This is a genomic window from Desulfosediminicola sp. (genome assembly GCF_048381775.1).
GTDB classification, from domain to species: Bacteria; Desulfobacterota; Desulfobulbia; order Desulfobulbales; family Desulfocapsaceae; genus Desulfopila; species Desulfopila ganghwensis.
On record NZ_JBLXGE010000006.1, the window covers coordinates 170,304 to 182,944 of the forward strand.

Sequence of the window (12,641 nt, forward strand, 5' to 3'; positions counted from 1 at the left end):
CGACTGATTCGTTCCGGCATTTGCCAACCTCTGCCTAAAGGAACGTTACGATATTACTCCAATCCCTTTTTTCCTGGTTGAGAAAACTCAACAGCAGTTCTTCACTGGCCAGACAATCAACCAATCTGTTTTCGGCACCCTCATCCTGGAGGAGAAGTACCAGATCATAAAAAAGTTGCGACCTGTCCAGGCAACGTTCAGCCAGCGCACGACGCTGCGGATCGCTGTCATTAATCCCCTGTTCGAGTGTCCGCTGCATTTGTTGAATGACCTCAATCGGCCGCTCCGCTGTTTTCAGGAGCTCAGCCGCCACCAGCGGAGAGTCGGCCAAAGCCTCACGTTCCGCCAGGGCCACCGATTCAACAGCAGCACCTGCGCTCAGGTCCTCACCGCCGGCCAGGAGCCGTACCAGATAACACCTGCCTTTGGTATCCCGGGCTCCAAAAGATATGATTTTTCTGATGACCCCCGCGGGGATATCCTCCACGTTCGCCAGCAGCCTCAGCAAACCATAATCTTTATCGTCTGCCAGATAATCCGGTAACATGGAGCTACTGATTGCTGTTGTGGCCAGCCAACGGTTTTTCTCAACCAAGGTGCACAAATCTTGCCAGGCTTTGGTGTCAGCCAGGGCAAAGACCTGTTTCCAGTATTTATTTTTCATCCCGCTCTGGGATACTTTTTTCTTACCCGATGTCTTTCTTGTATTACTCATATTTGTATCACTTCATGACGTATCTGAAAGTGCCCGAACAGGCACGATTTGCTTTTTGACTCGACTTCAAAAAGAACCCGGGTGGAACCTCTGTGCTCCTTTGTTGCAGCGCCTGAAGCTCAACCCATTACACCCATACGTATTACCATTGGTCGGTAAAAATAACCACCAATCATCATCTTACTTCTGTATTTAAACCCACCATCAACCGCTTAGAGGATCGATGCAACAATGAGTTATTTATTGTTTATGCACACTATATTATTGCCTTTACACAGCTAAAGGAGTACCTCTACTCATATGATTTTATGCATCATTCATCCAACACTAACGCATACATCAAGGAGGGTAAACAATGGCTAATTTTCTGTTTGTTCTGCGCCACAATGACAATGAAAAAGCGACCCGTTGCTTTCAATTCGCAAAGATCGCTCACTCCAAGGGGCATCTGGTAAATCTGTTTTTTATCGATAGCGGTGTCGACTGGGCGGTAAAAACCAGAGACGGAAATGAAAGAACCATCACTGGTGACTGCGTCAACGATTACCTTCCCTATCTTGTCGAAAACGAAGTCCAGGTCGGGGTATGTACCCCATGCGCCAAAAACCGTAACCTGGACGAAGCACAATTTCACTCCAATATGGCACTTGACGGCGGCCCTCACCTCATTGATATGGCAGCCGAATCTCAGGTATTCAACTTTTAACATTCCCTGTTTTCCTGCGCTCTGTCTGCATTATGAGCGCAGGAACCTGTTTTCCCTAGCACTTTCCTTCATTTTCCATCTTGCACAATCTGAGAGCCCACAATATAGTGGCGCGTGGACAAGACCCTATACCCACATACATTTATACCCATAAACGTATGTACGTTTTTGCGCACCAGTGCTGCATTAACATCACTCATCAATTCTGACCCAAAACTATAGTATGGCAATTTTTTCTTTCGTGCAGACCAAGGGTGGAACAGGTAAAACCACACTCTCTCTGGGTGTAGCCTGTTCCAGGGCTTTCAAAAAAGAGTTCGGCCAGGTTGCCCTCGTAGAACTCGACACTCAGGGGACTCTGGCAGACTGGATAGGCGAACGCATCGCGAATAAGCGTAAGATGAAAAACCTCTCCTACTTCCAGCTGGCCGGGCTTGATCTTGATGCCCTGACAAACAAGCTGCAGAAAATTATCGAAGAGCATGAAGCGGTTATTCTCGATGTACCTGGTGAATCAATCGGCGGGTTTGCCACCAAGCTCGCACTCAACCTCTCTGATCTGGTGCTGGTGCCAATGCGAACCTCCACCAACGATGAAGCAAGCTTCGGTAGAAATCTCTGGCCTGTGATCCAGGAAGGGTTGCAGATCAACAGAGCTGACTTTGCAATAATACCAACATTTGTGCACCCCCAATCTAACGTTGATAATGTGCGGAGCTATTTTGTCAGTATCATGCCAGACCAGGTTTCATGTCTGAAATCAGTTCTCCCAAGCAGGTCGACCTTTGAGAATTTCAACAGGGACGGCATGACACTTGAAGAGTATTGCAGCAGCGTCAGGAAAAACAATCGGCAGTTCAAACAGGCCCAAAACGCAGCCAAAGACATAGAAAAAATTGCCCTAGAAATCATAGCCCACAACCAGGGAGCATAGTACATGGCGTTACCTAAAAGTGCCAAAAGGATCGTTCCGGATATCAGCAGTGCCGTGCAACGCGCGGCAGGCTCGGGGAACAGTCCCCCAAAGGGTGTGAAACAAGACAATACGGATACTCCAAACCGGGGCGGCCGCCCCAGTCCCCGGGCCGGCAACTCTGTACGCCAAACACTTCTGTTAACTGAAGATACAGCAGAAAGGCTAACCATGGCCTACGCCGGTGAGCAGAACAAGCGTAGAAAACTTGGTCAGAAGCTGGACAAATCGTTTTTCATTGAAGAGATGGTTGTAGCCTGGCTTGATAAAAACAATTATTAACGCCATTCTGTTATCTCAAGTGCTACAATTCATACCAGCCATTCAGCCGATATCCGTTTTATGCATATATTGGCTGGATGGTTCTCTGACCATGCTTCATGCAATTTCTCTTGGCTATAGCTCGCCGCCTTATAGTATGCTATCTGGAGTTGATGCGGTCAGCCTGATTTGACCGTGATCATTCCATGATTCAACCGGCTAACACCCGGCAGGGCATAAATCCGCACACCGTAAACAGCCATATCGCTCAACCGAAAGTTTGGGACCCGAAACTGCCAGACCTGATGATACATTCAGGTTAGTATCGAGTTTTCCTTTCACTCGCCCCCTACCGAGGCCCACAGCTTCACATTGCCCAGCCTCGGTTCAAGCACAATGTTGTTGTCAACCGGAGGTATTCCAATGACAGTTATCCAGCACGATTTTCGTAAAAAAACTGAACAGGATGTCTCCAGTGACACTCCCAAAGTCATCCCGGGTTACAGACTCAAACTGGAGTTAGGCTTTTCGTCTCCACCTGTCTGGCGGGAATTGGATCTCTGCGGCTCATTATCTCTCGGTGACTTGAGCAAAATAATACAGATCTGTTTCGGCTGGAACAATGAACCGGGCCATCTTTTTCTTGTTGGGAAAATATTTTACGGGCCCCGAACTGCCAATGGCAGGCAAGATATTGGTGACGAAGCCAAGACCAAACTCTATCAACTTGAAGATGTGATGCCTTTCATTTTCACCTATCTGCACGATCACGGCGGGGGCTGGGAATGCGAGATCACCCTGCAGGAAATATTTACCGAAGGTGTTAACTCACGCCAACCGGTGCTGCATGATAGCGATCGTGCCAACCCACCTCTGGGCATAGATGATATTCATGAGTATATTGAACTACTCAGACAAATTGAACTCGAACCTGCTAACCGTAGACCCTTGTTAGCCCGGCACGATATACAGCCCGATTTTGATCCGGCTCATTGCGACAATGACGCGATAAATACGCTGCTGGCGTCATTCAACCCATGAGCGGTACCTATGCTCATGGCAAACCAGCGACACCGAAAACTTTAACTTTTGAGAATCGAATGCACTACCTGAATCCGATCCAGATCGAAACAACTCCCACGCCTGACAGCGCTGTCATCCTGCTGCATGGTCTTGGGGCTGATGGCAATGATTTCGCACCCATTATTCCCGAATTGCAATTACCTGACGACATCGGAATCCGCTTCATCTTCCCTCACGCTCCAAGTATGCCGGTGACTATAAATGGCGGATTTGTCATGCCTGCCTGGTACGACATTCTGGAAATGAACATTGACCGCAAGGTGGATCATAAACAATTAATGGCCTCTGCCGGTTATATCGACGACCTTATTGAAGAACAGGTTAAGACAGGTATCCAGAGTGAAAGAATCATCCTTGCCGGTTTTTCCCAGGGAGGGGCTGTAGCATACCAATGCTGCCTTTCATCCAAACGCTCTCTTGGCGGACTGCTTGCGATGTCCACGTACTTCGCCACCAGTGATGACATTCAACTGAGTGAGGCGAATAGAAACATCCCAATAGAAATACATCACGGCACACATGACCCGGTAGTCCCCGAGGCCCTGGGTAAAAAGGCACATACCCTGCTCCAACAAAAAGGGTATGCTGCAAACTATCGCAGCTATCCCATGGAACACAGCCTGTGCCTCGAACAAATACAGGACATTTCTGCCTGGCTGCAGCAAACTCTGAAGAAATAATCCACCACAGGGATTACCTGTTAGCTTGCCGCCTCCGGCAATTATGATATCTTTAAAAACAGTACAGGAACCAGCCCGGAACTCTCATCAGGACAGGGGGACATTATGGCAAAATCGGGCTGGGACCAGTCGGGAGTTCGACGAACGGATTGATACTACTTTAATTTTCGATCTTCCAACTGGCAAAATTGTATAGGGCTCTTCCCATTCCCGTTATGATGACTGCCAAATTTGCCCCTATTCCTCACCAGTTCTTGCTGAGTTTCAAGGGTAATGAACATTTTAAACAGCATAACTACCGCAACCTGTAAGCGGCTATTCTGCTTATTTTGTGACGTTATAGCGGCAGGTAATTAATTCCAGCATAGACCAAAACAGCTATGAGCAAAGCTATCAGATAGACCTGATACGTGAAGAGACTTGTAAAGAATGAACGGATCAATAAATCCATCTTGTTTTCAATAGTGGCAGTCCCCTGTTTAACTTTCAATTCATTGCGGGTTAGCTGCCCCCATGCCTTTTTTTTATAAAAAATTGGTGTAAAGCCGGCAAGCAAAGCATAACCAACCGCAACACCAAAAAATGAGTACAGAAACACCTCTAGAAAATTCAACTCCATAGAGTAGCTCCTCCTTTTTTATAGAACATAAAAAGACATCTTTGAGATTGGTTAAAAGTTCTGAAATGACCAATCATATTGAGAATAGGTTCTAAAACGCGAAATCAACCGCTACACACTTTTCTCTAACTTACAATTCCATTCATACCATGTATTTGAGTTGTTGAAAATTGAATTCAATCAAGGCAGAAACAGTTCATCCGAAACGTAAAACAGAGACAAAGAAGCCTATATGAAGTATAGGATTTTAGTAGAATTATTAAAATAACGCAGCTTCCATTCCGCATCCGTCCACGAGGAGGCATTTCTTATGATTACACCAAACTGCCGACCACTTCTTATTGGCAGCCTACCAATTACCAATCATCAGCAAGCCGCTGACATTATACTTCGTTACACACCGGAAATACCTCTTTGGCCACAACTGCCGAAGAATCCTCGCGAGGGTATGGTCCGACAATTTCTCACAGGATTTCCAGGACTGATAGACAGCAATAAAGGCTTCTGGATAGACACCGAGGCAGAGGACTTCGCTGTTTCCATGACAGCCTTTTATGAAGAATATATGGCTGTGGAAGCAAACCACGATCTGCTGAAAGATTCTCGTTTTAGACTGGCAGCAGATAGCGCATCGGGATTTTCTGTCTTACTGGATACCCTTCACTTGCGCAAGCACGATTCGTACACGGTTAAAGGACAGGTTACCGGGCCGATAACCACTGGCATTGGCGCTAAAACCGGACAAGGAGAATCTATTTTTTATGATGACAACCTCAGGGACATGCTGGTCAAACATCTCACGATGAAAGGATGCTGGCAAACCAGGCAAATCCAACAGCGAGCCAAGATAAAAACTCCGATCATTTTTATTGATGAACCTGCAATGGTAAGTTTCGGCTCGAGCGCCTTTGTTGGTATTACCAGAGAATTGGTTACCGAATCTATGACAGAAATTATTTCCGGCATAAGGGCAACCGGCGCCCTGGTTGGTGTCCACATCTGTGCTAATGGTGACTGGGCTCCTGTTCTGCAATCAAAGGCAGATATTATTAGTTTCGATGCGTATAGTTATTTTGAAAATTTGCTTCTCTTTAAAGAGGAGCTTACCAGTTTCCTCCAAAGAGGCGGTATTCTTGCCTGGGGAATTGTTCCGACCGGCGATCCTGAAATCATATCCAAAGAAACTGTTACATCACTGCTCGACAAATTTAAAACCCAACTCAACCAACTTACCGCCTTAGGATTTGTAAAGGAGAGTCTCCTTCAACGGGTCTTCATAACTCCTTCTTGTGGAACCGGCTCACTGCCTTTGAATACAGCTCTGGATGTTCTTGAAATGAACAGCACACTCTCTTATGAGATACAGAAGAAGTTCATGACTCCATGAATGAGAATTGCTGTATTCTCTCAAATCGAACCTTTCGGGTGGGAATCAGGGATAACCTCACGTCATATATAAAAGTCGTATTTCATTCACTTAGCTGCCAAGCATTATTTTCGATATCCATGAGATAACCCGGCATGCGAACCAGCGTGGACTGCGCAGAAGGACCTTGCCCGCTCAGCTTTCTGACCTTTAAGACTATTATGTATTTCATTTTCACTGCTGCCCTCTGCCTAAAGGTTATATTCCCCGTCAGTGATGTGAATTCACTAGTGTAACTCCATAAATTGCCCTACTCAGGATATCATATTGAATAAGAATCTATACATCAGGAATATTTTCAAGCAGACCAGGTAATCCTATTCGTGGTCCTTCCCCTAAAAACACTCATTTTTATATAGTATCGACCGACATAAGTTGTAATCCAGCGCTTCGTTGCATGGAGAATTCCAAGCACAAAAGCCCAAAACCAGCAAATCTTATATACTGTTTTATTACAGATTTTTAAGAAACATATATGAATCACTAGCCTTCCTTTTGCCTGCCAACGCACTTGGCCCGGCAGCCCCTATATCGCGCAACTACCTCTAAATATATAAAAAACATATTTCCTGTCTTTAATAAAGGTTCAAAAGTACATTGTAATTGTAATCTCTTCGAATCACTTTTTTAAAATATAGACACGTTTACAGTAATATTTTCCTTGAAAATTTCTTGCATAGTTGAAAAACTATATTATCATTAAGAAATATTTCAGGCCCGATTCATACACAACATTTTATAAGGATATATCATGGAAGAATTCATCAAAGTTATAACCCACGCACGTCGTTTCAAAAGTGCAACCAAAGAAATGACAATCGAGCAACTTGAAGAAATTAAAGCCAAGCTTGATAAGATCATCGAAGACAGATTGGAGCAGGAAGAAGAGTTTAAACGTGCTGATGCAGAGCGTCTTGAAAAAATTGCGAAATATCGGGAGATGATGGCAGCCGATGGCATTAAATTAGATGATCTGGTAACCGACGCACCAGTCAAGAAAGGTAAAAGAGCACCAAGACCACCTAAATACGAGATCATGAATGAAGCAGGTGAGCGTATTACCTGGACAGGTCAAGGTCGCATGCCAAATGTCTTTAAAGCACGCGTAGACGCAGGTGAGTCCCTGGAGAACTTCCTGATCAAATAAGGATGTTCCTGACCTAGGTACTGTTGGTCACAGACACAAAGCCGTTCCCTCTATCATCTGAGTCATTCGTGATAGAGGCTGAATGGCTTTATTTTTTTTAAAGCAACACCGTATTTCATAAACAGCACCAGCAGTTACGTCAGCAAAAGACGCGGAAAAAAACACCTTCAAATAATAAGATTGATAACAACTCATCTCAATTACGCACCTGCATATCTCCACGAAAACAGTTTCACATTGCGACTTCCCATTCCCGTAACTTTCTCCGACTCTCCCTCCAATCTGGCAGAAACGCTTCAACCAATCCCCAGAATCGGGCATTGTGTTTCCGCTCATGCAGATGCACAAGTTCATGGACCACAACATATTCAAGACATTCAGGCGGCAACTTGGCAAGTTCCAGATTTAGCCAGATCCTTCGCTTGACGATGTTACAACTCCCCCACCGCGTCTTCATACGGCGTATTCTCCACTCATTGAGTTCAACCCCAATAACCGGCAACCAACTCTTAAGCAATTCAGGTATTTTCAACTTAAGCTGATACCGATACCAGCCATTGACGAGATTCTCCAACTCACTAACCGATAACACATTCTTTGATTGAACAATGATTTTGCCATCAGCATGGAAATTCAGACTATCTTTTCCTGCGTTATAGCGTACTTCGACAGGATATTTACATCCCTTAAAGAATATTTCGGTATCGGTATTCTTTTTTGTTTTATTTTCGGCTACTTCACGTTGTAACAAGGACTGTTTTTCACATATCCATTGATATTTTGCTCGAATGAGTTCAATTATTGTGTAATCAGATACCCCCACTGGTGCGGACACAACAACATTGCCCGCTGGTGATTTGATCCGAAGATTAATGTTTTTAATCTTTTTCCAGAAAACCTCCACCTGGATATTATCGACTTTAATAGTCTTGCTTTTCACAACTCGAGGCCTTCTCACGTATCTCACTTTAAAAAAATTATTGGATTTTCACTGTTATGCGGCAAAGACATTGTAGGTGCAATCCAATTAAAACCAATAATCTGTACCACATCCTTTTGACGCCCTTCAACAATTGCCGAACCCCTTCAACGAACTACACAAAACTCGACACAATACCCCTTTAGTTTCCCACACAGTGCTCATACCCCAGCCATTGTCTTCAAGCTTTTCAAACCATATTGAACACTGGTTTCACATCATTTCAAGCAATGTTCGACGGAATAATTCTTACAACTTTACAGGAAACGACACTCCCAAAACACAAAAAAGCCCAGCTTGAAAACAAGCCGGGCAAAGTCAACTCAGACGAAGCTACCCTCCTCATGGGTGAAAGAACCACAATACTCAACAATTTTGATCCGATCTACCTCGTATTAAATTAAACCTTTCCAACTATAAAATTGTATCTAATTACCACAAAACTTCAGTTTAAGAATTGTGAGGAGGGGGGAGGAGGGAAACTACATCATAAACGGCTCTAATTTATTACAATGCATTTTTTGATTTAATATCAGGAAAATAAGTTAATAAGGGTATTGGTTCAGCATACACCGCTTAGACGCCTGACTCCTGGTCACTCCCTGCTTGAGCCTCGGCGGTCATCAAAATGAATCTTAACATGGCAGATTACGAAGGCTTATAACCACAAAGGTCGAAGCTGAGATCGCTTGAACTGATGAGACGCTGGGGAGGGGCAGATAGCCTGTGTATTATACCATAGAAGAACTGTGTGGCAATTTTACCAGTATACCATCGTTCTCAGTCTGCACCTTCGCACTGACTTCCGCGATAATCAAGGCCAGGGATCTATCTTCAGGCAGCTTTGAAAAGTTTGCCCCCTGTTGTGCAGTTACCTGGAATCGTAAAACCGCAACTTCTTCTTCATCCTCAGAGCGATACACCTCGCACTTCACGACACTACCAGCACCAGCTTCCTGGTATAGATGCCTTAAACAGAGATAGATGAGAGTATACACCATCTGCGGTTTTGTGGTTATAATCACTGGGTCCACGCTTTCCAGGCCCACAGAAATCTCCGAGGAGTCCGCTTTACGGCCCGTCAGGGTTATCATTACCTGCAGAGATTCAACGAGGTCTATCGCTGCCACAGGCTCATCACCGCTATGGGCGAACCTGTTCAGCTTTTTCATCAGGTTATTGGTTCTTCGCACTTGAGAAGCTATTGAAGTTACAGATCGTTTAACCCGCTCGGCAGGTAATTCACCGTCCTCTCCGACCATCAATACCAGATCATCCAGATAGCCTGCATTCTCGTTGATCACAGCTAATGAATTATTCACCTCGTGAGTAACCATTGCCGATACCTCAGCAACCACATCAAGGCAGACTTTCTCTGCAGTATATATTCCACTCATGCTTTCTACACCCATGTTATTGAACCAGCATTTGATCGATATCCAATCTGCCAGGAAGCTGTAATTGCCAGATCATCCCTGCCGGTGAGCATCCCGAACCACTTCAATCAACTTATTCAGGTCAACCGGTTTCATAAGATAATCAAAAGCACCCAGCTCCATCCCTTCTCTTCCAGCTTCGAAAGAACCATGCCCTGTAAGAATTATCACCTTGAGGTCAGAATATTTTTTGCGTAGTTGAGCCAGTACTTCCAATCCATCCAGATCCGGCATTTTCAAGTCGAGCACCATCACATCCGGCATTGCCTCCTCAACTGCTGCAATGGCCTCTGTCCCACTCGCAACGGTAGTAACGTCGAAGTTCCTTAGCTCCAGTCGAGCTAACAGAGTTGCAGCAAACTCTTGTTCATCATCAGCAATAAGAAGTTTGATTTTAGGGGGCTCAGCCTCATTCAATCCTGATTCAGACATTTTGTGTTTATCATCACTTGTAGAGTTCATCCGCACCTTCATACTGATTCATTATTAATTGGTAAAGTAATTGTGAATGCTGTCCCTTTTCCAACCTGGGATCTTACGGTGATATCGCCACCTAGCTTCTTCACCAGACCATAGGTGATTGAGAGACCGAGGCCAGTACCTTTGCCTTGTTCTTTCGTGGTAAAAAACGGCTCGAAGATATGTGCAGCAACCTCCTCCGACATGCCCGCCCCATCATCCTGTATAACTACCCGAATATCTCCGGCTACCACATAACTGTTAATGGAGACAAGGCCATCTTCACCGATGGCATCAATGGCATTGTTAATGATATTCAGGAAAATCTGCTGTAACTGAAACTTGTCACTCCTGAGCAAGGGAAGATCTTCATTTTTTTGCAGATCGACAGTTATTCTCTTTTTCACCATTGAGTTTTCAAGAAATTGCAGAACCTCGGTCAGCACGTCACAGACCTGAAGAGTCTCCAGCCTGTTATCACCCCGGCGAGCGAAACCAAGCAAGCGATGGGTAATAGTTTTACAGCGCCCTACACTGGTATTGATACCTTCAAGATTTTTCAGGATCACACCCTTATACTGAAAATCTTCCCCCATAAGCAGCAGGTCTTCAATCAACCCGGACTTTTGATCGATTATAGCAAGCGGGTTATTTATCTCATGGCCGACACCGGCAGCCAGACGACCGATTGAGGCAAGCTTATTGGTGTGTTCGGCCTCTTTCAGCATCGTCAGCTGTAACTCATCTGTTTTCTTTATCATATCAGTCAGTTTTTCAACCAGCACAACGACCACCAGAATACCGGCCAGCATACAACTGAAAACAATGAGAAACAGTTTCTTTCTGAAATCCTGCCACTCTTCCTGCTGCAAATAGTGCTTTTTGAGAATGACCACAGACCAAGGCGTATCTTCAATGATGCCGATAGCCTCAAAGACATTTGCACCATCATCTAAAATGCCGGAGCGAATTCCCGCAGGTATTTCCTGACTGAAACGGGACAGGGTTTCACCATAGAACCTGGAAGAGGTCTGGAGAACTCCTTCATCGTCCACCAGAAACACATCATCGGTAGCTGCGGTCTTTATAGTGTCTATGAATTTTTGCAGAGTCGATGAGTCGATGGTCGCTCGCAACACCCAGACCTGTCTGGTAACCGGGTCGATGGCACTTACTGCCACTGCAAAATGAGCGGCTTTGCGAAAACCTGTGGTTACCCGACTAATATGAACACCGCCATCAGCGATATCCCTGAACCACTTTTCATTGTGATAATCAGTGCCAGTCAATCCGTACGGACCGCTATAGGCTTGCTGGATTCCGTTGGCGTCGATTACCCCCAGATCTGCAAAAAAGCCGTAGTGGTACTGCATCCTCGATAGCAGTTCCTCCAGGTTTTGCTGATCAAGCAGCTCACCATAGCGATCCCCCTTTGTTGTAAACTGGATAGCGGACTTGAGACTATCCACCATATGCTCTATAGAGTTCGTCGCACCGTCAAGTTGCCACTCAAGTTGTTCACGCTCCGAGTTCTGTAGCAGGTCTTTATAGTAATAATAACTGAGGCCTGCCACCATCAATAACGGTACCATGGCAATGCCCAGCATCGCTGCCATAAGGAGCGATTTCAGCTGCCGGTAATTTCTCTCTTTGGTCCCGAGATCCACCGGGCCCCGCATTGAATCTGGAATGAAGGCATCCAGCTTGCCTAAAATCTTCCGTATGCTCATAGGATTCCAAGAGCATCACTTTGATCGAGCACAATGTCACCTTGGCCAAGTGTCCCATCAAGCAGAAGTTGAAATGCATCCTCCCATCTTGCGATGACACCATCTTTTACCACAATTTTTTTCCAGACAAGGAAATTATAATGAATCTCCTCTATTCCTCCGCAGATGACATCGCTGATATGCTCTTCGATTATCATGTGGCAAAGTTCCTCATCTGAAGGCTTTTCCATAATAATAGTCTTGGGCTCACCAACAACTTTTCCATCTTCAAATCTTGCCACATACACCTCAGTGGCAAGATCAAACCGCGGGGCAACATAATCGCCCTGGATCGGCATCAATAGTTTTCGCATACCAGTTCAACCCGAAATTTTAATTACTGTGCTCCGGGAGGCTGTCAAAATGAACATTTTTCCCAACCCGGTAT

At 45.1% G+C, this 12,641-nt stretch carries 14 protein-coding genes; 7 read left to right on the forward strand and 7 right to left on the reverse strand.

Annotation, left to right across the window (positions count from 1 at the left end):
* Positions 1-34 precede the first annotated feature (34 nt).
* A complete protein-coding gene (locus ACN5NT_RS11795) occupies positions 35-715 on the reverse strand; it encodes a hypothetical protein (protein ID WP_136797015.1) in 681 nt (226 codons plus the stop codon).
* 355 nt (positions 716-1,070) lie between these two features.
* Between ACN5NT_RS11795 and ACN5NT_RS11800 the strand changes: the two genes are divergently transcribed.
* The 5 genes from ACN5NT_RS11800 to ACN5NT_RS11820 all read left to right on the forward strand — a co-directional run bounded on the left by ACN5NT_RS11800 (position 1,071) and on the right by ACN5NT_RS11820 (position 4,418).
* Complete coding sequence (locus ACN5NT_RS11800) at positions 1,071-1,421, forward strand: DsrE family protein (RefSeq protein ID WP_136797016.1); 351 nt, start codon at positions 1,071-1,073, stop codon at positions 1,419-1,421.
* A gap of 223 nt (positions 1,422-1,644) precedes the next feature.
* Positions 1,645-2,355, forward strand: coding sequence for a ParA family protein (locus ACN5NT_RS11805; RefSeq protein WP_136797017.1), 711 nt, complete (start codon positions 1,645-1,647; stop codon positions 2,353-2,355).
* Between the two features lie 3 nt (positions 2,356-2,358).
* Entirely contained in the window at positions 2,359-2,676 is a 318-nt protein-coding gene (locus ACN5NT_RS11810; protein ID WP_419175559.1) for a hypothetical protein, read from the forward strand.
* A 402-nt stretch (positions 2,677-3,078) separates the two neighbouring features.
* Positions 3,079-3,696, forward strand: a complete 618-nt coding sequence (locus tag ACN5NT_RS11815; RefSeq protein WP_167495740.1) for a plasmid pRiA4b ORF-3 family protein — start codon at positions 3,079-3,081, stop codon at positions 3,694-3,696.
* A 59-nt stretch (positions 3,697-3,755) separates the two neighbouring features.
* Positions 3,756-4,418, forward strand: a complete 663-nt coding sequence (locus tag ACN5NT_RS11820; protein ID WP_136797020.1) for an alpha/beta hydrolase — start codon at positions 3,756-3,758, stop codon at positions 4,416-4,418.
* A 337-nt stretch (positions 4,419-4,755) separates the two neighbouring features.
* On the opposite strand, the gene ACN5NT_RS11825 is transcribed toward ACN5NT_RS11820, so the two are convergent.
* Positions 4,756-5,037, reverse strand: coding sequence for a hypothetical protein (locus ACN5NT_RS11825; protein ID WP_136797021.1), 282 nt, complete (start codon positions 5,035-5,037; stop codon positions 4,756-4,758).
* A gap of 310 nt (positions 5,038-5,347) precedes the next feature.
* On the opposite strand from ACN5NT_RS11825, the gene ACN5NT_RS11830 reads away from it, so the two are divergent.
* The gene (locus ACN5NT_RS11830) at positions 5,348-6,424 is read left to right on the forward strand and encodes a hypothetical protein (protein ID WP_419175560.1); all 1,077 of its coding nucleotides are present in this window, start codon (positions 5,348-5,350) and stop codon (positions 6,422-6,424) included.
* 790 nt (positions 6,425-7,214) lie between these two features.
* On the forward strand, positions 7,215-7,610 hold the full coding sequence (locus ACN5NT_RS11835) for an H-NS family nucleoid-associated regulatory protein (RefSeq protein ID WP_136797023.1): 396 nt from the start codon (positions 7,215-7,217) through the stop codon (positions 7,608-7,610).
* A 232-nt stretch (positions 7,611-7,842) separates the two neighbouring features.
* On the opposite strand, the gene ACN5NT_RS11840 is transcribed toward ACN5NT_RS11835, so the two are convergent.
* The 5 genes from ACN5NT_RS11840 to ACN5NT_RS11860 all read right to left on the reverse strand — a co-directional run bounded on the left by ACN5NT_RS11840 (position 7,843) and on the right by ACN5NT_RS11860 (position 12,567).
* Positions 7,843-8,550 carry a M48 family metallopeptidase gene (locus ACN5NT_RS11840; RefSeq protein ID WP_419175561.1) on the reverse strand — a complete coding sequence of 236 codons (708 nt, stop codon included), beginning with the start codon at positions 8,548-8,550 and terminating at the stop codon, positions 7,843-7,845.
* Between the two features lie 770 nt (positions 8,551-9,320).
* A complete protein-coding gene (locus tag ACN5NT_RS11845) occupies positions 9,321-9,986 on the reverse strand; it encodes a hypothetical protein (RefSeq protein WP_419175562.1) in 666 nt (221 codons plus the stop codon).
* Positions 9,987-10,058: 72 nt separating this feature from the next.
* Positions 10,059-10,487, reverse strand: a complete 429-nt coding sequence (locus tag ACN5NT_RS11850) for a response regulator (protein ID WP_228721392.1) — start codon at positions 10,485-10,487, stop codon at positions 10,059-10,061.
* An 8-nt stretch (positions 10,488-10,495) separates the two neighbouring features.
* A complete protein-coding gene (locus tag ACN5NT_RS11855) occupies positions 10,496-12,214 on the reverse strand; it encodes a sensor histidine kinase (protein WP_419175563.1) in 1,719 nt (572 codons plus the stop codon).
* On the reverse strand, positions 12,211-12,567 hold the full coding sequence (locus tag ACN5NT_RS11860; protein ID WP_419175564.1) for a hypothetical protein: 357 nt from the start codon (positions 12,565-12,567) through the stop codon (positions 12,211-12,213). The genes ACN5NT_RS11855 and ACN5NT_RS11860 overlap by 4 nt, the downstream gene beginning before the upstream one ends.
* Positions 12,568-12,641: the final 74 nt, after the last annotated feature.